The organism is Streptomyces sp. NPDC002817 (assembly GCF_053592055.1).
Genome location: NZ_JBSFUY010000063.1, coordinates 1 through 25993, shown reverse-complemented (window position 1 = coordinate 25993; position 25993 = coordinate 1). Strand labels below are relative to the sequence as shown.

Genomic DNA, 25993 nt, shown 5'->3' with positions numbered 1-25993 from the left:
GGCCTGATCGCCAACGACCTCATCATCTGGCTGGCCGCCCGCGACTTCCCCGGCCGACCAGCCCAGCAGACCAACTCCTTCTAAAACACGCCCTAAGCGGACTCCGTACGGTCCCCTCTCATCCCGCCGTGACCGCCGGTGCCGCCCTGCACCTGTGAGCGTGAGCGCTCCGGCGCCTGCGAGCTCTGAGCCGTGGCGAGCGGGCCCAGATGCTGTGCGGCGCTGTCCAGCAGTCCGAGGTCGGCCTTGGTGTGCGCGATGGCGGCGTCGATCAGGACGGCCACCAGCGGCTCGTCGGCGTGGGCGCGGCGCTGCCGTGCCAGGCCCGCGAGCTCGGACAGGTACGTCTGCCGCTGCGAATCGATCAGCGTGGTCAGAGCCTGCGGGCCCAGCGCGACGGCGCCGAGGAGCTTCAGGAACAGCTCGTCGCGGAAGCCGCCGACGCGCACCCAGGCGGTGGTCGCCCATGAGTGCAGCTCGGCCTCGCCCGCCTCGGTGAGCGTGTAGAGGTTCTTGTCGGGCCGGTCGGTCTGCGTGACCTGCGAGCGCGAGACATAGCCGTCGCGGACCAGGCGTTCGAGGATCTGGTAGAGGTGACCGATGTTCAGGCCACCCCACTGCGGGCCGACGGCCTCCTCGAACCGGGCCTTGAGTTCGTATCCGTGATTCGGTCGCCGGGTCAGCAGCGCGAGCACGGCGTGGTGGAGCGGCATATACGTCCCTTCTACATTGTGACAACATACCGCTGCATTGCCACAATGTATGTGGCGCGAAGTACGAGGGCGAGGCTGCATCAATGGCTGTGAGCGTGGCGTTACGCGGGGTGAGCCGCCGGTACCCCGGGCTGACCGCTCTGGACGAGGTCGACCTGGAGGTCGCGGCCGGCGAGGTGGTGATGCTGACCGGGCCGTCCGGCGCCGGCAAGTCCACCGTCCTGCATGTGACGGGCGGCATGGACCAGCCCGACGAGGGGCACGTCGAGATCGACGGCACACAGCTGGTGCCCCGGGACCTGGACCGTCACCGGCGGCGTATCGGCTTCGTCTTCCAGCGCTTCCACCTGCTGCCCGCGCTGACCGTGCTGGACAACGTGCTCGCCCCCGTCCTGCCGCGCAGAGTGGACTTCGACCGCCGTGCGCGCGGCATGGAGCTGCTCGAAGCCGTCGGCCTGGATCAGCGGGCCGACGCCCTGCCCTCGCAGTTGTCGGGCGGCCAGCAGCAACGCGTCGCCGTCGCACGCGCGTTGATCAACAGGCCGGGACTGCTCCTGGCCGACGAGCCCACGGGCAACCTGGACAGCGTCATCGGGCGGGAGATCATCGACCTGCTGATGTCGCTGCGCGAGCGCTACGGGATGACGATGCTGATCGCATCCCACGACGCCGAAGTCGCCGCCAACGGCGACCGGGTGGTGCGGCTGCAGGACGGCAGGATCACCTCGGACCAGCGGGTCACACCGTCCGGCGACGTGCTGGACCGGCTGGGGGGCCTGCGCCCGTGATAGCGATGATCCTCGATCAGCTCCGGCGGCGGCGCGGGCGGGCGCTGGCCCTGGCCGCCGGAATCCTGGTGGCGGCGACGAGTTTCACCCTGCTGACCGCGACGGTGAGCACGAGTCAGGCGACCACCGTGGGCACGGTACGGAAGAACGCACGGTCCGCGTACGACGTCCTGGTACGCCCGCCCGACTCGCAGACGGACGTGGAGCGGCAGAGCGGTCTGGTCACGCCGAACTTCCTGTCCGGCACGTTCGGCGGCATCACCATGGACCAGTACCGGCGCATCGACGGCATGGCCGGGGTCGACGTGGCCGCGCCGGTCGCCAACATCGGCTACCTCATGGTGGCGAGCACCGTCACCGTGGACGTGTCCCGCTTCCTGGACGGCAAGGCGTCCCGGCAGATCCTGCGCATCAGCCCGACGCTCACCTCCGGACTGGGCACTTACCGCACCTCCGACGAGTACGTCTACCTCACCCGCTCCCCCCTGACGTCGGCGTCGGAGTCGGACGGCCTCTTCGAGTCCGACACCCTGGAAACGGGCGATGCCGACAAGAGCACCCAGCGGTATCGGATCAAGGGCAAGTACGACGTCTGCTTCTACTTCAACTGGAACAAGACAGAGCAGACCGAGTTCAACATGGAACTGCCGATGAAGCCGAACATCATCGCCGAGGACCTCAGGGACAGGTCGCCGTTCGACCCGGACCTGAGTTCGCGGATGAACTGCCAGTCCGGCCAGGACAAGGCCACCATCGACATTCCGGTCAGTTACCCCGTGCTGCTGTCCGCCATCGACCCGGTGGCCGAGGACCGGCTGGTGGGCCTGGGCGACACCATCGCCTCGGGCCGGATGCTCACCGAGCGGGACAAGCCGTGGACGGTGTCGTCCGCCAAGAGCGTCCACGGACAGCGCGACTCCTACATCCCGGCGCTGCTCAGCGACAACCCGCTGACCACCGGCACGCTCGACGCCACCGTCCAGCGGCTCGACGTCGGCGACCCGGCCGAGCTGCCCTCGAAACTGGGCAACCCGACAGCCAACAGCTTCGTCCGAAGCCTGCACGGCACAACGGTGGGCAGGACCCGAGTCGACCTGAGCAAGGGCTACCGGAAGGCACTGACCGAGGACTCGTTCGACACCGGCAGCTACTGGACGGTCGGCCCGGTCACCTACCACCGGACCTCCGACGGCGACCTCGCCGCACAGCCACAGCAGCCGCAGAAGCGCAGCCTGTGGATCACCAACTCGAACCAGCAGCCGTTCCCCAACGTCCCCGAGGAGAACCACCAGGGCACCCAGTACCGGAAGGTGACCAGCCACGCCGCCACGAACTGCATCGGACTGGGCACCTGCGACGGCGTCGACTCCGGGCGCCTGCCCAATCCCTTCGTCCGCCTGGTCGGCCGCTACGACACCGGCAAACTGCCCGGCTTCTCACCCCTGTCCGACACCCCGCTGGAGACCTACCAGACGCCGCAGGTCACCGGCGCGGACAGCGCGACCCGAGCGGAGCTCCACGGCAAGCCACTGCAGCCCGACCGCAACCTGGGCGGCTACGTCAGCCCGCCGCCCACCATGCTGACCACGATGGACTCCATCACCGCGCTCACCAAGAGCCGCCGGGTCCCGAGCCTCCAGGACAAGGCGCCGGTCAGCGCCATCAGGATCCGGGTGGCCGGAGTGACCGGCGTCGACACCGCCTCCCGGGCGCGGGTGAACGCCGTGGCCGGAGCGATCCGGGCCGCCTACCCCCGCCTCCAGGTCGACGTCACCGTCGGCAGCTCGCCCGCGCCGCAGACCGTGACGCTGAGCGCCTCGGCGCAGGTGACGGAGCGCTGGGTCGCCAAGGGCGTGGCACTGCGCATTCTCAGGGCAGTGGACACCAAGAGCGCGGTGCTCTTCGTACTGGTCCTCGTCGTGTGCGCGCTCTTCCTCGGCCAGGCTGCGCTGGCCTCGGTGCGCTCACGTCGCACCGAGATCGGCACGCTGCGCTGCCTCGGCTGGAGCGGTGGCGAAGTGCTCCGCCTGATCCTCGGCGAACTGGCGGTGATCGGCCTCGCCGCCGGAGCCGCGGGCACGGTGCTCGCCTACGTGCTGGGCCTGGTGCTGGGCCAGCCCGACGCCGGCGCCAAGTCACTCCTCGTGCTCCCGGTGGCGCTCCTCCTGGCCACGGCGGCGGGACTGATCCCCGCCTGGCTCGCCACCCGGCTGGGACCGATGGAAGCCGTCCGGCCCCCGGTGACGGCGGCCCGCCGCGCGCGCCCGGTGCGTTCGGTGGCCGGACTGGCCGTGCTCAACCTGCTGCGGGTGCGGGGCCGCACGCTGCTGGGTGCGGCAGGACTGGCGCTGGGAGTGGCCGCCTTCACCGTGCTGCTCGCCCTGACGCTGGCCTTCCGGGGCGAGGTGGCCGGGTCGCTGCTCGGCAGCGCCGTGGTGGCGCAGGCACGCGAGGCCGACTACCTCAGCGTCGCCCTGTCCTTGCTGCTGGGCGCCGCCGGCGCGATCGACGTCCTGGTCATCTCGCAGCGCGAACGCGCCGCCGATCTCGCGGTGCTGCGGGCGACCGGCTGGACCAACCGCGAGCTGGCGAAGCTGACCCTCTACGAGGGAATCGGACTGGCTCTGCTGGGCGGCCTGTCCGGTGCAGTGGCCGGATTGGCCGGGGTGCTGACCCTCGGCCAGGGCGTGCTGCACGGACACCTGTTCACAGTCGCCGGCGCCGCGCTGCTGGCCACGCTCGCGGCGACCGCCCTGGTGGTGGCGGCTCTGACGGTGCCGATCCGCGGTCTGTCCCGGATCGCCCCCGCCCACCTGCTCGCCGCCGACTGAGCCGACCGCCGCCATCACCGGCGGCTTCGCACAGCGGAAGACACAAATCAGCCACATTCCGTGAAAGTTGGCTATGAAGAGCCAACCGTCAGGAGAGCAACGGTCAACAGTTGTGGATCACTCCACTTCTTGATCGTCCTTCGGGACGGTGTCCTCCAGTTGTCCGCGTAGGCGCCCGGCTTCGGCGATGAGACGGGGATGCTGTCGTGGGCAGGGGCGATGAAGAGCGCGCTGACTCAATCCGCGATCTTGGACAGCACCTGTTCATGGGTCCGGGAGGCACCTCGATCCACGGTCGTGTGGTGTTCACGAGTCCGGGCTCTGGCTCACTTTCCGGGCTCTGTCGCTGATTTGGGATGCTGTTGGTGATCTTGACGGGGTGGGTGAAACTTCCCCAAGGCCGGGCAGTGAGGGCTTGGGGAAACTTCAACCACAGCGTTCTCCGCCATCAAGGACACCGATTGCGCTGCTTGAGGAACCGCCCGGGCCCTCCCGAGGACCGGTGCCCACCACGTGGCAGCGCGTGAAAGCCGCCCCTCAAGACAGAGGTGCGCCACGCAATGCTTCTGCGAGCACGGCCGCCCTGCAGATATCGACGGCGCCCTGGGGATTGCGGGCCCTGGGATCCTTCGGCTTCGGGCGACCGCGAGTTGTGCGGTGTGTTACGGCATCGGAAACGGCCCGCCAACCCTCGGTGCGGGATTTTTCATTCTGATCAAGCCGCCTGCTGAACAACGTCCCAGGGCCCATTCTCGGTCTCGCCCCGCCGGAGTTCCCGGCACGGACCACGCCGGGTTGCCGGCGGACCGAGCAACTGGAGACGCAGCACATGTCCCACGTAGTCAAGCGCGGCAGGAAGCCGCGAAGCCGCCTCGGCACAACCCTGTTCATCGCGCTCAGCACCACCGCGCTGACCGTCGGCCTCCAGGGCAGCGCCTCAGCCGGCGTGCTGAACCCGCTGCCGTCGAGCGGCAGCACGTTCCAGAACAAGTACATGCCGCTGTTCGACTACGACTCGGACGGCTGCTTCCCGGCGGCGGCCGTCGATGCGAACGGCAACGTGAACGGTGGCCTCAAGACCACCGGGTCGATCACCGGCGGCTGCCGCACCAACCACCTCGGCAAGGCCAACACGTACGCGCAGTCCCTGTGCAAGAACGGCTGGTGCGCGTACCTCTACACCCTGTACTTCGAGAAGGACCAGACGCTCAACGGCAGCGACCGCTTCGGGCACCGCCACGACTGGGAGTCCGTCGCCGTCTTCCAGAAGCAGGGCGAGGAGAAGCCCCGCTACCTGGCCGCCTCCCGGCACGGTGGCTACAGCACGCACCCGATCAACGAGGTGCCGATGAGTGGCAACCGCGTTGAGATCGTCTACCACAAGGACGGCGCGAGCACCCATGCCTTCCGCTTCGCCAAGTGGGGCGAGAAGCCGGAGGCCCGGGGCAACGGTCAATGGGACGCGCCCGCGCTGGTCAACTACTCCACGCTGAGCAGCACCCTGCAGTCCAAGCTGAACGACACCGACTGGGGCCACGCCAACTTCCAGCTGGGCAAGAACTTCCTCAGCAACATCAACAAGGCCCGGCCCTCGGCGGTCCCCGCGTTCTGACACACGGATCCGTCCCGAGCAGCCCCCGGCGGGGACCTTACTCGGTCCGCCGGGGGCTGCGGCAGCGGCCTGCGGCCGCAGAAGATGTCGTGGACGCACACAGGTATGTCCGGCCGCACGCGCGGGAGCAGCTCACGGATGTACCAGCCGGCGAAGCTCGCAGCATCGATAAACAGGAAGTCCGCGGTGTCCGGGATCTTCTCCAGGATCTCCCGCGCGTCTCCCTGCTTGAATGTCCAGCGGCCGGCGGAGAGCCGCTCCGGCACGGCGTGCCATGCCGCCCACCGCGCGACGGGCGCCGGAGCGCCGCCGGACCGATCGGCAGGACCACCAGCTGGGCCACCGCGAACCGCCGTCGAGGCTGTCGAACAGCACGTCCGCGCCTGCCGCCAGCATCAGAAGGACGATGCCGAACGTCTTCAGCAGGTCCCACGTAGGCCGTTCGATCCGGGGGACGCACCAAGGGCACGCAAGCTGCTCAGGAGATCCACGGCGCGACCTCAGCCCCGCACCGGCGCAGCGAGATCTCAGCCGAAAAGCCAGTTGTCACGACGCTACCGGGGTCGCATACCGGCCGAACGGCCGCGACCGGGCGCGCACACGGTCCGGCACGATTTTTCAGTGCCAGTGAGGGCCTACTGAACAATTCCCCGGTGCCCAAGACTCCGTCATGGCAGACGGCACTCCCTCGCCGACGCCGCACGGTGTACCGCACGGTGCGCTAGTTCCCCGGCCGGCTCCACGCCGTGCCTCCGGCCGTACCCCTTCCAGGTCCGGCTGCGCAGCCCCCGGACCAGACCGTGGTTCGCTCACCTCCTGGGAGAGACATCTGCGGGATGTTCCGACAATCCGGTGGATATCACAGCAAATGCGCCGATCAGTCGCCATACCCAGACCATCCGCCCTTGCCCGCCGCCGCGCGAACGGCCTTTGGGCACCCCTACGCGATGGGCGGTGCCACGAGCTCAGCCCGTCCAGTGCCTTCGCAGCTTGACGGACCGCACAAAGAACTACTGACCCCGAGCGCGGTGGCCGACAGGCTGAAATCTCAAGATCCGGCTCGGCGCCCGTATCGAAGCACACAGAAAGAGCACAGCCATGGAGAGCGAAACCGGCGGATCCGTACGCGAGTCCCGCCGCAGGAGATGGACCGTAGCCGTCACCGGAGCCCTTGTGGCAACAGTGTCGCTCGGGCTGGCCACGACCGACCTCAGCCCCGTGGACGGCAGCGCGCGGAAGGCCGCCGCCACGGCGAACCTGCCAGACACCGTCGTAGCCGATGGACGCGCCACCGTGCCGCACGGGGTTGCCCCGCTCGGCACCGCCCGGCGGGGCGAGACGTCCGTGCGGAGCGTCATCGACGACGGCAACGACATCGGCTGGTTCCTGAAGGACGGGAAGGCCGGCTACAAATCGATGATCGACGCGGTCCGCAAACGGGTCAGGTCACGGAGCATTCATCCCAGCGTCGATGGCACCACGACCAACGCGAACGACTACTTCACCGTCAATATCCGCAACATAACCCACGGCCACGAGGACGCTGCGGACATCCGAGTGGTCATCCGGGCGCGCGACTTGTATGTCCAGGGGTATTACGTCCCACGCGGCAACACCTATCTCCACTTCAGGCCCCGTAATGCGCAGGACCGGGTACTGAGGGACTACCGGCCCACCTCGCAGACCCGAGTACTCCAACTCCCGTTCGAAGGGGGCTACAACTCGATCGAGGCGTACGCGAGGGGCGCGGACGGGAGGGCGTACACCCGGCGCTCCGTGAGGCTGAGCACCCCGGACCTTTCCGACGCCGTCACGAATCTCGCCTGGAGCGAGGCGTCGGGGCGTTCACGCGCTCGCGACCTGCTGCACGTCATCCAGGCCATCTCCGAGGCAGCGCGCAATGACTGGATCTCCGGCCGCGTCTACAACAACATCGAAGGTGCGGGCTACCAGCCGAACGCCACCGCAGTGGGTCTGGAGAACAACTGGCAGAGCCTCGGGAACAACTTCCAGAGGCGTTTGAACGACCCCCGGGTACCGGTCCACCCGCCCATCGGTGAGCTGCAGTTCTCCTCGATCACCGGCATGGCTCTCATCCTGGCGCTCACTCTGCTCCTCTGACAGTGGTCACGTGACTGGTGGTTCTGCCGAAGCGTCCTGCCCACCCTCTGACCGACGTCGTTAGCTGAGCCTCGCCGAGGACCATTGCGGCGATCTGGGTGATCCGGCCGAGGCTGACCCGCCGCAGGGCCTTGAAGGTGGTCTTGAGGGGAGTTGCCCGTTCGCAAACGGCTCGGTCAGGTCGCCGCCCGCGGCTTCTTGACCGGGTGACGGAAGCCGCCCCTGGCGTTCCCTTATCCAGAGACCGACCAGGGTCGCCACGCCCAGCTGAGCTGCGGCCTCCCGCCGTGGGCCGGTGTTTGCCCGACCACGCGAGGCGCAGCAGGCGGTCCGCCAACTCGCCGGGGCCGAGGGGGTCCTGGCCGTTGATCAGCCAGTCGTGGATGACCGCGCTCGCGCCGCGGCGAAGAACATCGGCAGGTCGTTCCCGGTCGCCTCGCCGAGTGCACCGAGGCGGTCTCGCCCGGTGGTCCGGTTGAAGGCGCCATTCAGCGTCCGGGACATGGCGAACGCGCGGTCTACGAGGGCACCGAGTTCCAGGGCTACGGCGGCCGGAACTCACACGTCGAGACGGGCCTGGGAACGTCGTCGGTGAGCATCCGCAAGACCGGCGGCACGATCCTGGTCACGGTGGTGCACGGCACCATGCACCGAGTGGTTGTGACCTGCACTTTCACACAGGAGCCCTGGGCTAGGTTCCTCTGGAGGTGGAGAATCGGTGTATTTCACTGTTGACTATGGGCGTGCCAAAGAGCGATGACTACGCGAGAACCAGTATGCGACTGACTATATGGGGCTGCCTTGCCGGGTTGGTCGTGGTCTTCGCTATTCCGGTGTACATACTGGTGGCCGTGCTGCTGTTCGGGTGACGTGCACTTTCACAACAGGCGCTAGACAACCTTGACATCGGTCCGTCAGCGCGGTCTCCCTGACCACACCGCTTCGCGGCCAGTCCGCCACCCTGGAACACCTCCGCGTCGACCGGCAGCTCGAAGAAGCCCTCGCCCATAGCCCCGACCCCCGCCGTCTCACCGAGGTCTTCGGACTCGATGAGAAGACCGCGATCCGCTACGCGCACTCCGCACGAGCCTGGCTGGTACAGGCCGCTGAACAGCAACTTCGACGAAATCCGCCCAACCAGGACATCCCGTGCAGGGAATCATGGGCGGGTGACGTCGACCGAGGCAGCAGCAAGTGTTCTTCAGGAAGATGCCGCTCTCTGGAGCACCGGAGAAGTACAGACACGCGACGTCGTCAGCTCAGCCTGTGATGCGCTCGTCGCCGGGCTCGACAGCCCCGGCCTTCGAATCCTGGCTGCCTGCAGACGTGCTGAGGCGGACTACGACGTGCACGAATTGCTCCCTAGGCTCTCGAAGAGCTCGGCCTCGCCTTCTATCCAGTCGCCAGCGATGCCGGCAAGCAAGCCGCCGTGCGCGCGCTCGCACGGCGCATGCTCGCCGGCGAGCTGTCACCTCGGGAGTTCACCTTCCGGATTCATCAGCACCACGGACACGAACTCGTACTTACGGAACGGCTGGCCGAACTCGACGACGAGTACGACACCCTCGAAAACGGCGACAGGACAGCGGCACAGATCGATGCCGAGGTCACGGCCGAAGCCCGCCGCCTCGCAGCCCACCCTTACATTCCCGCCGAACCCACGGACACGCAGAGTGATGCACACAGATCGACCCGCGAGTTCCCGCCGGACAGGCTTCAGTTTGACTCAACCCACCGGACTCCCGGGATGTGACCGAGGTACTCACCAAAGGGGCAACTAGATGATCTTGAAGTCCTGAGCGCTCCGCCCTCGCATTCCAGAGGGACACGCGCTGTTCTGCCAGCGGCAGAACAGCGACCGGACCGGGCTCGACGATCAGTACAGTCAGTCTCATGGCGACGATCACGACACGTACGGTCGAGTACCCGGCGGACGGCCTGACGATGATCGGGCACCTCGCGCTCCCGGCCGGTGTCGACCGCCGGCCCGCAGTGCTGCTCGGACCAGAGGGCACGGGGCTCAGCGACGTCGAGCGCCGCCGGGCCGATGCTCTCGCCGAACTGGGATACATAGCGCTGGCCTTCGACCTCCACGGCGGGCGCTATTTGAGCGATCCCGAGGAGATGCTGGCCCGTTGCCTGCCACTGCTCGCTGATCCCGACCGGATGCGGAGCATCGGCCATGCAGCGCTCGACGTGTTGCGCGCCGAGGCGCGGACCGACCCCGACCGGATCGCCGCCATCGGCTACGGCACCGGGGGCGCCATCGGGCTGGAACTCGGGCGCGACGGCGTCGACCTGCGCGCGATCGGCACAGTCAACGCACTGACCACGGGCCGACCGGGCGAGGCGGCGCGCATCCACTGCCCGGTGTGGGCCGGGGTCGGATCGGAAGACCCGATCATGCCGCCCGCGCAGCGAAACGCGTTCACCGCTGAGATGCAGGCCGCGGGCATCGACTGGCGCCTCACGGTCTACGGCGGCGCCTTGCACGCCTTCCATCACCCGCCGGTCGACCACCCCACGGTCCCCGGCGTCGGCTACCACCCACAGCACGCACAGCGAGCCTGGCGCGACGTCGTCGACCTGCTCGCCGAGTGCCTGCCCGTGACGGAGGATCTGGGGGCATGACCCAGGCAGACATGTTGGTGCCAGGCCTCGTCGGCGTCGCGCACTGCACAGCAGACCCGCATTCGGGCAGTTGTGTGATCACGGAGACGTATTCACAACTGCCTTGGTAGATAACGGATTTACTGCGACGGAGCCCAGGCCGTGACTGTCGCGACCTGCGGCGGACCGTTCCGGCTTCCAGGGCGAGATGTACGCATTTACTGCGGCGACACTCTGCCGACCACGTGTAAGGCCGCATCAAGACCGATCGTCACCGTGGACACCGGCCAGCCCGCGCATCCCGCCCGCCCCGCGGGACCCACGTGGGGCGTCTCCAACTGCCTATCACCCGTGGCCCACTTCTCTGTACCGGAACCTGTCGTCGAGCACCCCGTACTACGCAGGGCGGTCGGTGGTCATGTCCGCGATCCGCCTTGCTCCACAATGAGACGGCATGGCGGCAGGCCAGAGGCGGTGCGGAGCGCCTGGTTCGGGCCGTAGGCAGGTCAGGACGGCGAGCGGAGCCATCCGTGTGTGCGGGCGGTGTCGGAGGCGAGCCGCAGTAGCCGCGCGGTGGCGGGCCGTTCGGTGGCGCCGCGGGTGAGCAGGGGGATTTCAATGGCTGCCGCAGGGGACAGTGGCCGCCACACCAGCCCGGCCGGGAGGCCGCGCCGGGCGGATTCGCCCACGACGGAGACGGCTTGGCCTTGGGTGACGGGCATGTGGGGGCGTCGAAGGACAGTTGGCGCTCACGCAGCCGGGGGAGATCCCGGCGTGGTCGAAGATGCCGGTGATCGCGTCGTAGTGCTCGGGGTTGTCGTGGCGGGCGTGCACGAGCACGGTGTCGTCGGCGAGCGCGTCGATGTCGATGTCCGAACCGGCGGCCAGGGGATGGTCTTCGGGCATGAGGACGCTCTGGGGTTCCAGGCGTACCAGGGTGCGGACCAGTTGCGGGGTCGGTGGCGGGCAGCGGACCAGGCCGACGTCAAGGGTGCCGTCGGCGACGCCCGCCAGGATCTCGGCGGTGGGCGGCAGACGAGTGCTCGTGCTGATGCCGGGATGGGCCTCGGCCAGGGCAGCGAGCAGGGCGGGCGCGGTCTCGTAGCCGATGCTCGCGCTGTAGCCGACCGACAGGCTGCCGCTCTCACCCGCGGCGAAGCCCCGCAGGTCCCGTCCACGACGTCGCGCTCGACCAACCTGCCTGAGCAAGCAGACGCGGACGTTCAGCCGCTGCATGAACGCCGAGCCTGCCGGCTCTGCAGGAGGAGCCGGCCGGGCATCTGGCCGCGCTCCCGTCAGCGTTGCCCGTCGGGCAGCTGGCTGCGCCTTCCGACGGACCGATACGCGCCTGGTTCACCAAGTGACTCAACTGGGGAACGTGGGGAGCCGAAAGCAGAAGGACTCACCGATCGCCGGAGCGGTGAGTCCTTGAGCGCGGGGTGAGACTACCGCTGGCTGGTCGAGCCTGACGGCACCTGCTCAGTCCGGGGCGGGCAGATGGATCGAGGCGAGTTTGGCCGGGTCAACCACGATGTGGATGCCGGTGATCCGGCCTTCGCTGACGGTGAAGGCGATGACGGAAAGAGGTGTTCCGTCGGGGCTCCAGGACATGTTGCCGGGGATGCCGTTGAGCAGCACGGGTCGTTGACGGGCCACCTCGCCGGAGAACATGCGGGCGCCGGCGGCGACCTTGGTGGCGCCGAGGGTGACGACGACGCCATGGGGGGTGTCGACGGTCAGTTTCACATTCGGGTCGAGGACACGCAGGAGGGCTTCGAAGTCGCCGCTGAGGGCGGCGGCGCCGAATGCCCGGACGGCCTCTCGGTGCTCGCGGCCGGGGCCCGTCGTGCGGTCCGTGGCTTGGACCTTGCGGCGGGCACGGCTGGCGACCATCTTGGTGGCGTCGGCGGATTTGCCCAGGATCTGGCCGACTTCCTGGAACGGGACTGCGAACATGTCGTGCAGGACGAACGCCAGGCGTTCGCTCGGGGTGAGCGAGTCGAGCACGACGAGCAAGGCGAGGCCGACCGAATCGGCCAGCGCGACCAGCTCGTCCGGCGCCGGGTGATCGGCGGGTGTCACCACGAGGTTCGCGAACTCTTGCTCGTAGGCGGTTTCGGGGTGGGCTCGACGGGATCTCAGGAGATCCAGGCTGATTCGCCCGACCACAGTGGTCAGCCAACCGGCCAGATTGCCGATAGTCGCCGCGTCCTGGCGGGCGAGACGCATCCAGGCTTCCTGGACCACGTCCTCAGCGTCGGCATGCGAGCCCACCACGCGGTACGCGACGGCGCGCAGCCGATCGCGCTGGGCCTCGAAGGCCTCGGCCACGAGGCCAGACGGGTGGGCGGTCACGGCTTTCGCTGCTGACGCAGCGAGATCCGGTTGCCGTCCGGGTCCACCGCCTCGACGCGGACCCCGAACGGATAGTCCGCCGGTTCGGACTCTTCGAAGACGACGCCGCGCCGACTCATGACCTCGAAGTCCTTTCGCAAATCCTCGGATTCGAGGATCAGCGGACCGGGCACGCCCGTGCCACCCGGCTGTCCCGCGGCCGGCGCATGCGACCACAGGATGATCTGCACCGGGCTGTCGGGAACACTGACGGTGAGGAAACGTCCGTCGGGCCCCGGGAAGTCGAGCCGCTTCTCCAGACCGAGTCCCTCGGTGTAGAACTCCAGCGCGCGGTCCTGATCGGTGACGTACATCGTCACGTACATGATGTTGGTCAGCATCCTGATCTCGATTCACTCGTGGGTGTGACGACCGTTCGTATCCGGTCGTCACCCCCATGACGCATGCCGACGGGCGAAGGTAACAGGACGGGCCGCCGCAGCGGATCCCGGGCGCATGTGGTGTGGCTCGGCAACACGCGTACAGCCCGGCACGCCGAGGAAGATCACGCAAAGGATGGGGAGATCAACTGAGCAGGTTTGGTCTCACCAAGAGCCCCCTGACGAGATTCAAAGAGCGCCATCATGGGAGCACCGGTCAAGGGGCGTCGCCGGAGTGGTACAAGCGGCAGCTGACGCCCGGCCCCGGTGCACGGGGCTCGCCGGGGCGCGGGTCGTACAACGCCCGCCCGCCAGGAAACTGCCCAAGCTCCGTGGACAAAGCCGCGCCGTCATCGATCTCTTCCGACCGCCAGCCCGTGATGTCCAGCAGCAGCCCGTCCAGCGGCCCGCCTATCAGCGCGGCATACGCCTGCCCCGGACGCGGACCCGGGTCGGGGTCGTCATGATCGTGGCCGTAGACGCGGCCGTTGAGTAGTTGCTCATCTCCGTTCATGCTGTCCAGCCTCGCAGCCGCCACCGACAACGCCAGCGCGGCGGCGGGCCCGGCTCGAGCCTAGATCTCTTGCCGTGTTCGGCTGAAGAGGGCTTCGAGCGGGCGAAGTACATCGAACTTGCGTACCAATCTGGTACCGGAGTCCAGGCCGCATGCGTGCCGTGGGTGTTCACACGGGATGATCACCTGGTTCTGTACGCCTGCTTGGCTTCTGAGTGCACTTCGGGGGACCTCATGTACCGCTTCACCCGCCACACCGGCCCTGCTCTGACTGCCGTCGCGCTGATTACCGGCATGGCAACGGCCTGCTCTGATGCGCCTGCGACGTCCAAGGCCCCGCAGCCCCAGAAGACGGCAAGCTCCACCGCCGCAGCTACGGCGCAGCCGTCCGCCCCGTCCGGGCGGGAGCAGCTGAACAAAGAAGCCCGCGACCTGCTCAACATGACGGACCGCCTGGAGTCGGACGAGGAGGGCTTGATCTCGTCCGGCACCCTCGCGATACCCGGACAGAACCTGGACAAGACCATCAAGACCGGCACCGCCCTGCGCGTGGAGTTGGCCTGCGCAGGGGAGGGCACAGTCACCTTCACGGTCGCCTCAGGCACCGCCAAGACAACCGAGCGCGTTGACTGCACCCAGCCGATGACGAACAAGTTCGACTTCACCACGGCCGGACAGGGCCTCACGATCCAGGCGGACGCACCCGAGGAAGACAGGGTGGGCACCGCCTACATGGTCAGCCACATCTCCTGACCGTCCCGACGGACGGCCCTGGTCTCGGCTCGCCGCCGCCTGCCACCTCTCCGAGCGCGTGGTCCCCGTCGTCATCGCCGACCTGGAACAGGCCGGCGATCTGCAGGGGCGCTCGGTCGACCAGCCGCTCGCGTCGAAAGCGTGGAATCGGCGCGCACCTGGGGAACAGGGGCCGGTGCGGGCTCGGGCGGTGGAAGTCGTCGACCCTGTGGAAGAAGGCCCTGCCCGTGCTCGATGGGTAGGCCGTCTTCCTCACTCGGGCAGGGGTCAGATGAAGTGGAAGTGGAAGCGCAGCCACCAGAAGACGAGGCCGCCGATGCCGGCGCCAGTGCTGTAGGCGGCGCCGCGCGGCAGCTCACGCTGGAGATCGCGGCGCTGGCGCTGGCCGCGACCGCGCTCACTCACCCGCAGATCTCTCGCGATCACCGCAGTGCTCTCACTACGACCGAACCGCTCACCTGCCTTGTACCGGATCCGCTCACGAAGCCGCCGCCTCTCAGCGGTCAGCCCGCCACCCTGCGCATACCGCACACCACCGGCCTACCGCAGGGATCACCACCCGTCACCACCCGCCGACAACACCCCGAGGAAGTCAGTAGGCTTCGCCCGGCACGGACACGACGGGGGTTGAGTGCATGAAGTCCGAAGAGGCACCGCGATGGGCTTCGGCCCTCGACACGGTCGTGGTCTACGCGCAAGGTGCACTGTGCAGCCGTCGGGCGCGGGGCACGGTGCCGTCCGGCGGCCGGGTGCTGGTGACGGGGCTGCCTCGCTCCTTGGACTCCGGCTCGGTGCGCGCCCGCGTCGTGGGCGACTCCGGTGCACAAGTCACCGAGGTGCGCGTGGAGGTGACCGCCGAGCCGTCCGGCCCGGAGCCCTCCGACGGCTTGCGGCAGACCATGGAACAGGTTCACGACGCGTGCGCCGCGGCCCGAGGACGGCGTGACCGGCTCCTCCAGCGGATCAAGGAGATGACCGATCTCCACCCCGTCCCCCCGGCCCGAAAGCGTGAGGACCCGCACCGCCGCACCCCTGCCGAGGCGTGGCTGACGCTCGCGGACTTCGTCGACGAGCGGCTGACGGGCCTCCACGACCGCCTCGCCGCACAGGAGGAGGAGCTGCTCCGCCTCGAGCACGATCTCGCCGTCGCCACGGACCGCTGGAACCGGGCCTCCACCGACACACCGTCAGGACAGCTGCAGACCACGGTCTGCGCGGCCCTGAGCCTCGAGGGAACCGGCGAGGTGCAGTTGGAGATCGAGTACGCGGTCCCGGGCGCCGTGTGGGTACCGGCCTACCGGCTTTCCTACCGTCAGGGTGACGGCAGCGGCGCCCTCGTACTGCGCGCCTCCGTGGCCCAGCGCAGCGGCGAGGACTGGACCGGGGTGCGCATTGCCCTGGCCACCGCCGACCTCAAGCGCCGGACAGAGGTGCCGCGGCTGCGCTCGCTGCGGATCGGACGCCGCCAGCCCGCCCCCGTACCGGCCGGGTGGCGTGAGCCCCCGGCCGGACTCGCCGACCTCTTCACCCCGTACGACGCGGCGGGCCCACGCCAGACTCCGATCGCCCTACCGGTAGCCGTCGGGTCCGTTCCCCCGCCCGCCACCGGCGCCCCCGTACTTCCTCCTCCCGTCCCCCTGCCCCCGGCCGCGCCGGCCTACGGCGGCCCGCCCTCCGCGCCCGCGGCCCCGGGCGGCCTCGAAGCGATGCCCGCGTTCGCGCAAGCGGAACGACCCCGACCCAGCGGACCTCCGCGCGGCGGCGCACCCGCAGCTGCTCCCGCCGCACGACTGGCAGCACCGTCGGGTCCCCTCCCACCCGCGCCGGTCGCCGGTCCTCCGCAACCCAGCGGCGCCGAACTCGATTACGCCGCGCTCGTCCTCAACGGTCCCGACGAGTCCGCCGGCCGCAGGGGCCGGCTGTTCCCCGCCGCAGCCTTCGACCCGGTCGCAGTCGAACACCGTCGACGGGCCGAAGCGGTGGCCGCGCTGCCACTGCCGGGCCACGCCGCGCGGCCCCGTGCATCAGCGGGATCCTTCGACCACCGCTACGACGCCGTCGCCCGCGCCGACATTCCCTCGGACGGCACCTGGCACACCGTCACCGTGACCGAGATCCCGGTCGGTCTGCGCACCGAGTACGTCTGTGTGCCGTCGGTGGAGCAGCGGGTGTACCAGACCCTGGTGCTGTCCAACGCGACCGACCAGGCTCTGCTCGCCGGTCCCGTGGAGGTCGGCGTCGACGACGACTTCGTTCTGACCGCCGCCCTGCCCACCCTCGCCCCGGGCGGCGTCCGCCGGATGGGGCTCGGAGTGGCGGACAGCATCCAGGTCACCCGGCGCACGAGCCTGCAGGAGTCGACGGCAGGGCTGCGCAACAACATCAGCGTGCTCGACCACGGCGTCCACGTGGAGCTGGCCAACCGTCTCACCAGACCCGTCACCGTCGAGGTGCGTGAACAGGTACCGGTCTCCTCCGAAGCCGACGTACGGATCGAGGAACGGGCCGACTGGACGGTTCCCCAGGACGACGAGGGGCCCGATCACCTCGGCCCGGGCACCCGCGTGTGGCGCGTAGAGCTGCCCGCCGGAGCCACCGCCGCCCGCCACGGCGGCTACGAGATCCGCATCCCGGCCGCGAAGGCCCTGGTCGGCGGCAACCGCAGGAGCTGACAGATCATGTCCACGGACCTCGAGCCGATCCCCCTTCCCGTCACCGCCGTCACCTGTCTGGAAGACCGCGCCCAGATCGAGCGATCCGCCACGCTCGACCTGCGCGCCGGCGTCCAACGACTGCGCCTCGGCCCGATCAGCGCCCTGGCGGTCGACCGCACCCTCCACGCCGAGCTGACCGGCGACCACCGGGCGACCGTCCTCGACGCCAGGATCGTCCGCACATGGACGCCGCGAGAACCGTTGCCCGGCGCCGACGACTCGGCTCTGCGCCTGCGCGTTCACGACATCACAGAAGAACAGGCCGCCCTCGAACGGCGACGTGACCGACTGCGCGCCCGCCTCGGCCTCCTCGGCCGCCTCGCCACAGACCTGCTGCGGGAGATCGGTGAAGGCGCCGGACACGGAGAGACCGACACCACACGCTGGAGCGCCGAACTGGACCGGGTCGACGAGCAGCGCGACGCCCACGGCGAACACCTACGGGCTACCGAGGCCCGGCTCAAGCTCCTCACCACCGAACTCCAAGCGGCCGAACGCGCCGTCGAGCTCTCCGAACAACGGCCCACCGAACTGGTCGGTCACGTCGAACTGACCGTGGAGACCGCCGTCGCCGGCCCGGCCCGGCTGCGGCTGACCCACCTCACCGCGTGTGCGCTGTGGCGCCCCGCCTACCGGGCCGTGCTCGACGGGGACTCACTCACCCTGGAAAGCGACGCGATGGTCTGGCAGCGCACCGGCGAGGACTGGTCCGACGTACGCCTGACCCTGTCGACGGCCCGCACGGCACTGTCCACCGAACCACCCCGTCTCGACGAGGACCGTCTGACGCTCACGGACCGCTCCCCCCAGGAGCGCCGCACGGTCGCCGTCGAACTGCGCGACGAGGAGATCGCGGAGCTGGGCCCGACGCCGGTGCTCGGCCTGCCGGGAGTGGACGACGGCGGCAGCACGCGGGTCCTGCGCTCCCCCGCCCCCGTCTCCGTCCCCGCGGACGGCCACGCCCACCGGGTGCCGCTCTCCACGACCACCACGGCCGTGAAAAGCGAATACACCTGCTCCCCAGAGCTGTCCTCCCTCGTCACCCACGTGGTGCGCTGCGACAACCCGACCGGTCACGCGCTCCTGGCAGGCCCGGTGGACCTTGTCGGCGTCGGCGGATCCGGCGGCCGCGCAACGCTCGACTTCACCGCTCCCGGCGCACCCCTCGAGCTCGCTTTCGGCAGCCACGACGACTATCGAGTGCTCCGCGACACGCAGGAGCACCGCGACACCACAACCATGACCCAGCGCACCACCGTCACGCGCACGGTACGCCTGCACCTGTCCCGCTTCTCCGCCCCCGGGGAACAGAGCGAGCAGGTGGTGGCACTGCGGGAACGGATCCCGGTCTCCGAGGTCTCCGCGGTGGAGGTGAGGCTGCGCAAGGAGGCCTGTTCCCCCGCCCCCGACGCGGTCGACGCCGAGGGCATCGCCCGCTGGGACGTAGCCCTGCCGCCGAACGGGCACCGCACCGTCACCCTCGTCTACGAACTCTCGGCGAGCGGCAAGGTGACCGGTCTCTGAGCCTGATCCGTGAGCAGATCGCCGCATGCCTGCGGCGTTGCAGCTCCTCCCCTGCCCCCTCAATCTCACCCGCGCCTGGATCCGCCTCTTCCTGAGGGTCTCCGTCGCGGCGGTGGTGGGAGCGGAATCCCGGAAATCCCGGAGACACTGCGTGAGCTCTCCTTGAGGCCGATGTGAAGCCCGCGGAACTGGTACGGCAGGCACAGGGCCTCGCCCTCGTCGAGACGGGGAAGCTGACCGCACACTCCGGGACCCAGCGGTCCCGGGAGCGGGGCATCTCCGCGATGGCAGACGTCGAGGTGCTGCGGTACTTCGCCGACTCCCTCGAACGCCCGCACCAGTCGATCGGCCTGGCCCCGCTCCTGACGCAACCGCAGATCCGACGCGGTCAACCGATCGGGCAAGCGGCCGCGTTCCCCCGTATGCCCGCCCATAGGCTCAGTAGATCCGGGTCGCAGGGCGGTGAGGATTCCTTGCAGCGAAGGAGGTCGCTTCGTCCCGGATGCGCGCATCGCCGCTGGCCTGTCCTCGAACGCAGCGTCTGGCGGCGATACATGGGCCGCGCCGATGCTCCTCCCGGTGCGTGTACGCCTCCACCCGGTCCCTCCCAGCAGGACGAAAGAGGACTGATCCCAGCGGGTAGGGTCGAGATCACTTGGCCTTGTCCGGCAAGGCGGTTCGGCTCCGTTGTCTGCCTTCTAGGCTGGCGCCATGAACAACGGGCTCGCTCACGAGGAAAGCGTCTTCATCAACTTTCGACGCTACGTCCCGGATCCGAAGGAGCACGGGTTTCGGTGGGTCGACGTCAAGCAGTTCCGCCTCCCTGCGGAGCCCCTGGACGATAGAGGGCTGCTTGCCGCACTGATTGGGCATGAGCAGTTCAGGGACGACTACGCAGGTGGTGGAGTGCTGCCGGACGGACTCCGGCACGGACCGTATTGGCTGCGGTTGATCACTCCTGACCTGTACGAGCCCATCAGCCACGAGAACGCGGTGCAAATCCTGCGGGAGTGGGTGGATCCGCTCTGGGACGTGCCCACCGAGCTGGAGGCAGCTCTGCAGCGGGAGGTGTTCGCCCGCCTGGCCGCAGCCGAGGGCATCTACTACCTCAGCGAACTCGGTGATGATGCGATTCATGACTGGGGACGTGTGCACGACTACTTCCACGAGTTCGTGCTCATCGACTGCTCGGCTGGGCGGATCACGCTCATCGTCGCCGCTGACGACTGAGGCAGCTTTCCAGGACATCAACCGGGGTGGCTCAAACAGGGAGCGGAGCCACAATCGCATCACCGCAAGAGTGACTGTCCCGTGGAAGACGTTAGCCCTCTTGTCGTAGCGAGTCGCCACCGCTCTGGAACCCTTGAGCGTCCTTGTAGATGACGGCCACGTACTCCGGGCGGTTTCAAAGTCTTGTCGATCAAGGATCCATGCAGGTCACGGCATCATGTGGCGGGCCACCACGCATGCAACGAAGCTCCGGTTGACGCCAGTGACCTACCAAGTCGCCTGCACCGCCCGGAGATGCTTCGTTGTGCCGTCAGTCTGCCGCCGTGTGTCTGGTCAAGTCGCCCTCGCGTCAGCACCGCGTGATCGGCAACCTGCCTTCCCGGCTGGCGGCCTTGCCCGATCCGCCTGACCGGCGCGGCAGGCGTCACCCGTTCGTAAGCGTGCTGCTGATGGCCTGCTCCGCGGTCATGTGCGGGGCCCGGTCCTTCGCGGCGATCGGGCAGTGGCCGCGCAACGCTCCGCAGGACACCCTGGCCCGGCTCGGCGCCCGGAGGGTGTCCGCCTTCGCGGTGCGCGTCGCGCCGAGCACGGCGACGTTCCGCCGGATCATCAACCAAGTCTGGCCCGGCGGCCTCGCCGACCTGCTGGGATGCGACCCGTCCGGCGCCGACACCCTGGCCGTGGACGGCAAGAGTGCCCGTGGCTCGCGCCACGGTGACATCCCGGCCGCTGATCTGCTCGCCGCGATGACCGGTCGCGGGCTGACCGTCACGCAGTTGCGGGGCCCGGGCAAGACGAATGAAATCACCTGCTTCGCCGGCCTGCTGACCCCGTTCGACCTGAGCGGGGTGACCGTGACGGCCGATGCCCTGCACGCCCAGGGCGGCCACGCCCGTTTCCTCGTCGAGGACAAGAAGGCGCACTACGCGCTGTGCGTGAAGAAGAACCAGGCCGGTCGCTGCGAGCGGCTGCACATGCTGCCCTGGAAGGAGGTGACCGCGAAGTTCTACGACCGCAGCGAGGGGCACGGCCGCAAGAAATGCTCCAAGTGCCACCACACCGAACGCGGAAACCGGGCCTCGCAAGCCCGGTTCACCTGCCGGTCCTACGGCTTCGTTGAGCACGCGGACCACAACGCCTCCCCCAACATCCGCCAACGCGGCTGGATGCAGTGGGTCTGCGGGGCCCAGCCAACGGCCCCTGCACTCACCCTCATCGCGTGAGTACTGGACGCAGCCGTACCCATCACACCCAGTGATGACTCGAGCAGCAAGCCCGGCCGTTCACGACCGGGTAGTTGACTTTCGAGAGGGAGGAATGACGGCGTGCCGCAGTGCGACCGTCATACGGAACCGCGGGCCACGATCCGGCCTGGCACCGGTGCCAGGCTTCCCGGGTCAAGGCCGAGCGCGTTGCGGGCGGCGATCCGTCCGAGGATTTCGGCGTCGATATGGACGGTGGTGAGCGCGGGCGTCGACAGGGAGCCGTACTCGGTGTCGTCGAATCCGATCACGGCCACGTCCTCGGGCACGTGCCGCCCGAGGTCGCGCAGGGCGGTCAGGGTGCGCAGGGCGATGTCGTCGTCGAATGCGGCCACAGCGGTGACGTCCGAGTGGTCCGCCAGGAACGCCTGGATGGCGGCGGCGCCGGCCTCGCGTGGCCGCGGCACGACGAAACGCTCCAAGGGCGGGAGTCCCAGGCGTCGGGCGGCCTCCTGGGAGAAGTTGAGGCGGGCCTCGGTCAGCGGGAAGTCGTGGTCCGGCATGGCCATGGCGATCCGGGTGTGTCCGCGGTCGGCAAGGAAGCCGATCTGCAGGGCAGCGTTGGCGGCGAACCCGTTCTCCCAGTCCTTCTCGATGGGCTCGTGCCCGTGCATGTAGACCTCGCCCAGCCGGAGCACGGCCCGGGGCGTGATGGCATCGAGGATCTTCTGCGTGGCCTCGGGAGCCTCGTGCCCGTGCCGGACGAGCAGGACATGGTCGTGCTCGGCCAGTTCCTCGTCCAGGCCACGGACGTAGCTGCGGGAGAAGTTGCCCTCCATGCCGCGGTCGACGTGGAGCACGACGATGCGCGAGGCCCCCTCACGCAGGGCGCGGGCGATCCCGTGCACGACGTAACCCAGATCGCGGGCGGACTCCAGGACCCGCTCCCGGGTCGACTCGGAGATCGTCTGGCGCGGGTCGTCGTTCAGTACGAAGCTCACCGTCGCCCGTGACACGCCGGACGCCTTGGCCACGTCGTTCAACGTCACCCGGCCAGAACGGCCCATCCCGGCACACTCCCTCTCCCCCAACGTCATCGCGCTGGCGCGTGACGCGGACGTCCTGGTGCACGAGGCCGCCCATCCCGACGGACTCGCCGGTCTGGGCCTGCCGCAGACGCTCATAGACCACATCCTGGCCACCCACACCGACGTGGCCGGACTCGGCCCCATCACTGCCGAGTCCGGGGCCCGCGTCCTGGTCGCGACCCACCTCGGCCCGGGAGGCCCGGCCGCTGTGTCCGACGCCACCTGGCGGCGTCCGCTCCGCGACAGCGCTCAGCAATCCGGCTATTCCGCCGCATGATCCTGGGTACCGACCTGCTGCACGTCCCGGTGCAGCGCGGCAGGACCCGCTGGGGTTAGCCGAGCGACACAACACTGCGCGGCTGTTCCTGGAGTGCCCGGTCGGCGTTGTCAGGCGCTGAGTGCCGTGCGCAAGGTGGTGGCCATCAGTTGGATGGTGCCTCTTCCTGCCTCGACCGGGCCAGTGTGGCCGAAGTAATGGTCGACGCCCTCGAGGGCATGGCGAGTGACCACAACGCGCCTGGCCTCCAAGGCCTTTGCGTACGCGTCGGTAACAGGATTCCTGATCCTGGATCCTCGTTCCTCATGACGCAATGGGCAGGCAGGAGCGCGATCCGTCGAAAACCGGCCGCCGCCACCAGCCCGGCGTAGCCACTCCAGGAGCGCCGCGAACACGACCGTGGCGAACGGCAGTTCCAGTACACGTGCATAGAAGCCCTGGCAGACCGCGTTGGCGCGCACCCCCTGGGGACCGTGGTCGAGCGCCAGGCAGCGGACCAGCCCCACGACGCCATGCTTCGGCGCGCAGTAGGCGGCGAACCCCTCGGCGCCCTGCACTCCCGCGTCCGAGCAGATGGCGGTGAACACCCCGCCACCAGACCTGACGGTCAGTCGATGCCTTCGATGACGCGGAAGTCGCGCTCGACGCCGTCGGGGAGGGCCACCAGCGCCTTCTGGTACGCCTCGCTCCCGTATGCCGCGACGGCCTGTTCAAAGCTGTCGAACTCGATCAGAACGACGCGTTGCGCGATGCCGGCCTCGTGGGCGACGACTCGACCGCCAAGGAGGGACAGGACGCGCCCGCCCTCAGCCTGGACAGCCGGACCGGCCAGCTCGTTGTAGGCAGTCAGCCTCTCAGGGTCGGAAATGGCGGGGTAGACACTGACCCAGTAGCCCTTAGCCATGGAAACCTCCTGTGTTCGGCCGGACACGTCCGACGTCGAATGGACACGCAGACCGATCGCTCCCGGCGACCGGTACTGCGGCCAGTTGAATCGCCATATGCGCAGGCTAGAGCTTGATATGTGGGCGAGGGAAAGACCGGTAACGGATAGACTCAGAACGGATCGTTATCAATCGGCCGGGAGGGCGCGTGGCACCGGATACGGTGAGCCTGCGGTACTTCCTGGTGCTGGCGCAGGAGTTGAACTTCACCCGCGCAGCCGCACGGATCGGCATCGCACAGCCCGCACTCAGCGCCCGCATGCGCCGATTGGAAGCGGAACTCGGTACGGCCCTGCTGATCCGCAACACGCGCAGCGTCGTCTTGACCACGGCCGGTGCGGCTTTGGCGGAGTCCGCGCCACCCGCGCTGGCGGCGCTGGACCGGGCATGGGACACCGCCCGGAGCGCGGCGGCCGGTGAACTGGGCACGCTGCGCATCGGATACAGCCTCAGCGCCGGGGCCGAGACGGTACCGGCCCTGGTGGACAGGCTGATCCGCGGCACCAGCGGACTCGAGGTCGGCGCAGTCCCGATGGCGACACCGGAGATCACCCCCGCGGTCGCCGAGGGCCGTATCGATGCCGGGATCACCCGCGGTGAACAGCCGGGCCGTGGCGTGCGCCGGTTCCTGCTGCGGCGTATGCGCGTCGGGGTCCAGCTGGCGCAGCACCATCCGCTGGCCGAACACCCGGAGATCGAGATCGCCGACGCGGCCGCGTATCCGCTGCGACTCCCGGACCGTGCAGCCAACCCCGTGATCCACGATCAGCTGTCCGCACTGTTCCGAGACACCCGCCCACACCCCCGATTCCACACGCCCACAGTCTCTTTCGACATGTCTCAGCGCGACCTGCGCGACGGCGTCACCCTCGCCCCGGCCGGAGAGGCCGCGGCCACGGCACAACCGGCCGGTCTCACCTGGCGACCGCTGCGGGACGCGCCCAGCCTGACGATCCACCTGGTCCTCCCCCGCGAGCAGTCGCCGCTACACCGCCGCATCCGTGCCGTCGCCAAAACCCTGGCGCACGAACTGCACTGGCTGCCGGGCTGACGCGCAAGAGGCCAAGCGCGACGGACGCCCGCGGTGGCGAGGCCGAACACCTTGCGCCCGCCTGACTTCGCGGTGATGACGACGGCGGTCTTGCTGCATGTCCGACACGACCTCGCCACCGCCGGCGGATCAGCACCCGATGATGGCCCCGGGTCCGGTCCGAGTCGTAGACCGCGTCGACGTCCTCGCCAAGCCCGAGATCTCGGCGGATACCGGGCCTTCGCCGACTCCGAACCGGCCAAGCACGGGTAACCCGGCGGGAGTATCCGCCGTCAGCGGCGTCCAAGACGTCGGTCAATGATTAACTCCAACCACTGTTCCATTGCTCCCCGAGGCCGGCCTTGGAGCTGGCCCAGGAGCCGGCGGGGTCCAGAACGTCCAGCGGCACGAGACCGGACGCGAAGTCCGGCCCTGCACAGTCCAGTCGGAACGGCTGCGCTGCAATCGGCGGCGGCCATAAGGAGGCCAGCCGCGGGCCGCGCCGTGGAGGGTGCACGGGGTGGAGGCATGGGCGGAACTCTTCACCGCGCCCACTCTTCGGGATGCTCCCTGACAGGCCAGCTCTTCTGAGACGCCAAGGACACGGACGCCGTCCGATCCTGGAAGGCAAGGCGAAGGCCCCGCGGGGCAAGACGTCCCGCGCTCTCGCGGTGCACTTCGCCGACCCACCAGGTCAACTACGGGCGAGGTGGCCTGTTACGCCCAGCGGCAGGGCAGTTGGTGTGGCCGCCCGGTTCCCCGACAGCAGCGCCCGCCCGTCCCGGGCGACGCTTCGTACATCTCCCGGCCGCGAGCTCGGTCGACTTCCCGCCCCTGGCACGGCACGGTGTGGCGGGCGGGACCCGCCGCGAACAGTACCCGCGCTCCCGGATCCGTCGTCTCCCGCGGTGGGTTCGAGGGGAAAGCCCTCCGAGAATCATGGAACCCGTTGAATCTAAGTGGTGCTCGAGCGGGTTGGCAGTGGCGACGAACAGGCTGTGGTTGACCATGCTGTCGGCGCCCGAGCCGTGCGCGGCGACCCTGATCTCCATCGCCCGCACAGGTAGGCCTGCATTCAGAATGTCCCATCCCTCTGTAACGACCTGGGTCTTTCCGGCTGTCTCATCGAAGGGACACGGCACATCTGTCTCACGATCTTGTCCCTGTCGGCGAGGTCTCAGTGGACGTTAAGTCCGATCTTCCTCGGTTCGTGATCGCTCGATCGTGGTACTGATCGCCGTGCAGGCCACCTGCTGGGCATGTCCATG

21 protein-coding genes and 5 pseudogenes are annotated in these 25993 nt (G+C 68.9%); 14 read left to right on the top strand and 12 right to left on the bottom strand.

The features are described 5' to 3' along the window. Positions 1–92: 92 nt before the first annotated feature. Entirely contained in the window at positions 93–713 is a 621-nt protein-coding gene (locus ACWD3I_RS47715; RefSeq protein WP_365410730.1) for a PadR family transcriptional regulator, read from the bottom strand. 83 nt (positions 714–796) lie between these two features. On the opposite strand from ACWD3I_RS47715, the gene ACWD3I_RS47710 reads away from it, so the two are divergent. The 7 genes and pseudogenes from ACWD3I_RS47710 to ACWD3I_RS47680 all read left to right on the top strand — a co-directional run bounded on the left by ACWD3I_RS47710 (position 797) and on the right by ACWD3I_RS47680 (position 10696). Then, positions 797–1501 carry an ABC transporter ATP-binding protein gene (locus ACWD3I_RS47710; RefSeq protein ID WP_329331450.1) on the top strand — a complete coding sequence of 235 codons (705 nt, stop codon included), beginning with the start codon at positions 797–799 and terminating at the stop codon, positions 1499–1501. A 5-nt stretch (positions 1502–1506) separates the two neighbouring features. Next, positions 1507–4332: an FtsX-like permease family protein gene (locus ACWD3I_RS47705; protein WP_365410726.1), complete on the top strand. Its 2826-nt coding sequence runs from the start codon at positions 1507–1509 to the stop codon at positions 4330–4332. 829 nt (positions 4333–5161) lie between these two features. Then, entirely contained in the window at positions 5162–5944 is a 783-nt protein-coding gene (locus tag ACWD3I_RS47700) for an NPP1 family protein (RefSeq protein ID WP_365410723.1), read from the top strand. A gap of 1098 nt (positions 5945–7042) precedes the next feature. Continuing rightward, entirely contained in the window at positions 7043–8065 is a 1023-nt protein-coding gene (locus ACWD3I_RS47695; RefSeq protein WP_365410720.1) for a ribosome-inactivating family protein, read from the top strand. 516 nt (positions 8066–8581) lie between these two features. After that, a pseudogene (locus tag ACWD3I_RS47690) lies at positions 8582–8800 on the top strand (rhamnogalacturonan lyase B N-terminal domain-containing protein); the annotation flags it as partial. A gap of 694 nt (positions 8801–9494) precedes the next feature. Next, positions 9495–9818: a hypothetical protein gene (locus ACWD3I_RS47685; RefSeq protein WP_365410717.1), complete on the top strand. Its 324-nt coding sequence runs from the start codon at positions 9495–9497 to the stop codon at positions 9816–9818. 140 nt (positions 9819–9958) lie between these two features. Further along, positions 9959–10696 carry a dienelactone hydrolase family protein gene (locus ACWD3I_RS47680; protein WP_365410714.1) on the top strand — a complete coding sequence of 246 codons (738 nt, stop codon included), beginning with the start codon at positions 9959–9961 and terminating at the stop codon, positions 10694–10696. A gap of 594 nt (positions 10697–11290) precedes the next feature. Here ACWD3I_RS47680 and ACWD3I_RS47675 read toward each other — a convergent pair. From ACWD3I_RS47675 to ACWD3I_RS47660, 4 genes are all read right to left on the bottom strand, one after another. Then, complete coding sequence (locus tag ACWD3I_RS47675; RefSeq protein WP_365410711.1) at positions 11291–11911, bottom strand: LysR substrate-binding domain-containing protein; 621 nt, start codon at positions 11909–11911, stop codon at positions 11291–11293. A 243-nt stretch (positions 11912–12154) separates the two neighbouring features. Beyond that, positions 12155–13030 carry a sigma-70 family RNA polymerase sigma factor gene (locus tag ACWD3I_RS47670; protein ID WP_365410708.1) on the bottom strand — a complete coding sequence of 292 codons (876 nt, stop codon included), beginning with the start codon at positions 13028–13030 and terminating at the stop codon, positions 12155–12157. After that, positions 13027–13410, bottom strand: a complete 384-nt coding sequence (locus ACWD3I_RS47665; RefSeq protein WP_365410705.1) for a VOC family protein — start codon at positions 13408–13410, stop codon at positions 13027–13029. The genes ACWD3I_RS47670 and ACWD3I_RS47665 overlap by 4 nt, the downstream gene beginning before the upstream one ends. A gap of 256 nt (positions 13411–13666) precedes the next feature. Continuing rightward, positions 13667–13963 (bottom strand): hypothetical protein, encoded by a 297-nt coding sequence (locus ACWD3I_RS47660; protein WP_365410702.1) that lies wholly within the window; start codon positions 13961–13963, stop codon positions 13667–13669. Between the two features lie 234 nt (positions 13964–14197). Between ACWD3I_RS47660 and ACWD3I_RS47655 the strand changes: the two genes are divergently transcribed. Further along, a complete protein-coding gene (locus ACWD3I_RS47655) occupies positions 14198–14716 on the top strand; it encodes a hypothetical protein (protein ID WP_365410700.1) in 519 nt (172 codons plus the stop codon). A gap of 267 nt (positions 14717–14983) precedes the next feature. Here the strand turns inward: ACWD3I_RS47655 and ACWD3I_RS47650 are convergent, their stop codons facing one another. Together ACWD3I_RS47650 and ACWD3I_RS47645 are read right to left on the bottom strand one after the other, a co-directional pair. Next, positions 14984–15121, bottom strand: coding sequence for a hypothetical protein (locus ACWD3I_RS47650; protein ID WP_365410697.1), 138 nt, complete (start codon positions 15119–15121; stop codon positions 14984–14986). After that, positions 15110–15247 (bottom strand): annotated as a pseudogene (locus ACWD3I_RS47645) (IS630 family transposase); the annotation flags it as partial. The pseudogene ACWD3I_RS47645 and the gene ACWD3I_RS47650, both read right to left, overlap by 12 nt. A 104-nt stretch (positions 15248–15351) precedes the next feature. On the opposite strand from ACWD3I_RS47645, the gene ACWD3I_RS47640 reads away from it, so the two are divergent. The 3 genes from ACWD3I_RS47640 to ACWD3I_RS47630 all read left to right on the top strand — a co-directional run bounded on the left by ACWD3I_RS47640 (position 15352) and on the right by ACWD3I_RS47630 (position 20184). After that, a complete protein-coding gene (locus ACWD3I_RS47640) occupies positions 15352–17388 on the top strand; it encodes a DUF4139 domain-containing protein (RefSeq protein WP_365410694.1) in 2037 nt (678 codons plus the stop codon). Between the two features lie 6 nt (positions 17389–17394). Next, positions 17395–18954 carry a mucoidy inhibitor MuiA family protein gene (locus tag ACWD3I_RS47635; protein WP_365410691.1) on the top strand — a complete coding sequence of 520 codons (1560 nt, stop codon included), beginning with the start codon at positions 17395–17397 and terminating at the stop codon, positions 18952–18954. A gap of 711 nt (positions 18955–19665) precedes the next feature. Further along, complete coding sequence (locus tag ACWD3I_RS47630; protein WP_365410688.1) at positions 19666–20184, top strand: hypothetical protein; 519 nt, start codon at positions 19666–19668, stop codon at positions 20182–20184. 39 nt (positions 20185–20223) lie between these two features. Here ACWD3I_RS47630 and ACWD3I_RS47625 read toward each other — a convergent pair. Beyond that, a pseudogene (locus tag ACWD3I_RS47625) lies at positions 20224–20322 on the bottom strand (IS5/IS1182 family transposase); the annotation flags it as partial. A 185-nt stretch (positions 20323–20507) separates the two neighbouring features. Between ACWD3I_RS47625 and ACWD3I_RS47620 the strand changes: the two are divergent. After that, positions 20508–21407: an ISAs1 family transposase gene (locus tag ACWD3I_RS47620; protein WP_365410685.1), complete on the top strand. Its 900-nt coding sequence runs from the start codon at positions 20508–20510 to the stop codon at positions 21405–21407. Between the two features lie 119 nt (positions 21408–21526). On the opposite strand, the gene ACWD3I_RS47615 is transcribed toward ACWD3I_RS47620, so the two are convergent. Continuing rightward, on the bottom strand, positions 21527–22420 hold the full coding sequence (locus ACWD3I_RS47615; protein ID WP_365410682.1) for a LacI family DNA-binding transcriptional regulator: 894 nt from the start codon (positions 22418–22420) through the stop codon (positions 21527–21529). Here ACWD3I_RS47615 and ACWD3I_RS47610 point away from each other — a divergent pair. Then, on the top strand, positions 22413–22751 hold the full coding sequence (locus ACWD3I_RS47610; RefSeq protein ID WP_365410679.1) for a hypothetical protein: 339 nt from the start codon (positions 22413–22415) through the stop codon (positions 22749–22751). The two genes, ACWD3I_RS47615 and ACWD3I_RS47610, sit on opposite strands and share 8 nt — an antisense overlap. Before the next feature lie 110 nt (positions 22752–22861). Here the strand turns inward: ACWD3I_RS47610 and ACWD3I_RS47605 are convergent. The 3 genes and pseudogenes from ACWD3I_RS47605 to ACWD3I_RS47595 all read right to left on the bottom strand — a co-directional run. Continuing rightward, positions 22862–23020, bottom strand: a pseudogene (locus ACWD3I_RS47605) (alpha/beta hydrolase); the annotation flags it as partial. Between the two features lie 171 nt (positions 23021–23191). Beyond that, a pseudogene (locus tag ACWD3I_RS47600) lies at positions 23192–23362 on the bottom strand (SDR family NAD(P)-dependent oxidoreductase); the annotation flags it as partial. Further along, a complete protein-coding gene (locus tag ACWD3I_RS47595) occupies positions 23359–23655 on the bottom strand; it encodes a DUF1330 domain-containing protein (RefSeq protein ID WP_365410676.1) in 297 nt (98 codons plus the stop codon). The gene ACWD3I_RS47595 and the pseudogene ACWD3I_RS47600, both read right to left, overlap by 4 nt. 188 nt (positions 23656–23843) lie before the next feature. Here ACWD3I_RS47595 and ACWD3I_RS47590 point away from each other — a divergent pair, with 188 nt between their 5' ends. Next, on the top strand, positions 23844–24746 hold the full coding sequence (locus ACWD3I_RS47590) for a LysR family transcriptional regulator (RefSeq protein WP_365410673.1): 903 nt from the start codon (positions 23844–23846) through the stop codon (positions 24744–24746). Positions 24747–25993: the final 1247 nt, after the last annotated feature.

Bases quoted from the DNA above. Each gene is read 5' to 3' on its own strand.
- ACWD3I_RS47640 (WP_365410694.1), top strand. From the start codon at position 15,352: ATGAAGTCCGAAGAGGCACCGCGATGGGCTTCGGCCCTCGACACGGTC.
- ACWD3I_RS47665 (WP_365410705.1), bottom strand. From the start codon at position 13,410: ATGCTGACCAACATCATGTACGTGACGATGTACGTCACCGATCAGGAC.
- ACWD3I_RS47635 (WP_365410691.1), top strand. From the start codon at position 17,395: ATGTCCACGGACCTCGAGCCGATCCCCCTTCCCGTCACCGCCGTCACC.
- ACWD3I_RS47680 (WP_365410714.1), top strand. From the start codon at position 9,959: ATGGCGACGATCACGACACGTACGGTCGAGTACCCGGCGGACGGCCTG.
- ACWD3I_RS47655 (WP_365410700.1), top strand. From the start codon at position 14,198: ATGTACCGCTTCACCCGCCACACCGGCCCTGCTCTGACTGCCGTCGCG.
- ACWD3I_RS47695 (WP_365410720.1), top strand. From the start codon at position 7,043: ATGGAGAGCGAAACCGGCGGATCCGTACGCGAGTCCCGCCGCAGGAGA.
- ACWD3I_RS47675 (WP_365410711.1), bottom strand. From the start codon at position 11,911: ATGCAGCGGCTGAACGTCCGCGTCTGCTTGCTCAGGCAGGTTGGTCGA.
- ACWD3I_RS47715 (WP_365410730.1), bottom strand. From the start codon at position 713: ATGCCGCTCCACCACGCCGTGCTCGCGCTGCTGACCCGGCGACCGAAT.
- ACWD3I_RS47700 (WP_365410723.1), top strand. From the start codon at position 5,162: ATGTCCCACGTAGTCAAGCGCGGCAGGAAGCCGCGAAGCCGCCTCGGC.
- ACWD3I_RS47710 (WP_329331450.1), top strand. From the start codon at position 797: ATGGCTGTGAGCGTGGCGTTACGCGGGGTGAGCCGCCGGTACCCCGGG.
- ACWD3I_RS47660 (WP_365410702.1), bottom strand. From the start codon at position 13,963: ATGAACGGAGATGAGCAACTACTCAACGGCCGCGTCTACGGCCACGAT.
- ACWD3I_RS47705 (WP_365410726.1), top strand. From the start codon at position 1,507: ATGATCCTCGATCAGCTCCGGCGGCGGCGCGGGCGGGCGCTGGCCCTG.
- ACWD3I_RS47595 (WP_365410676.1), bottom strand. From the start codon at position 23,655: ATGGCTAAGGGCTACTGGGTCAGTGTCTACCCCGCCATTTCCGACCCT.
- ACWD3I_RS47630 (WP_365410688.1), top strand. From the start codon at position 19,666: ATGAACAACGGGCTCGCTCACGAGGAAAGCGTCTTCATCAACTTTCGA.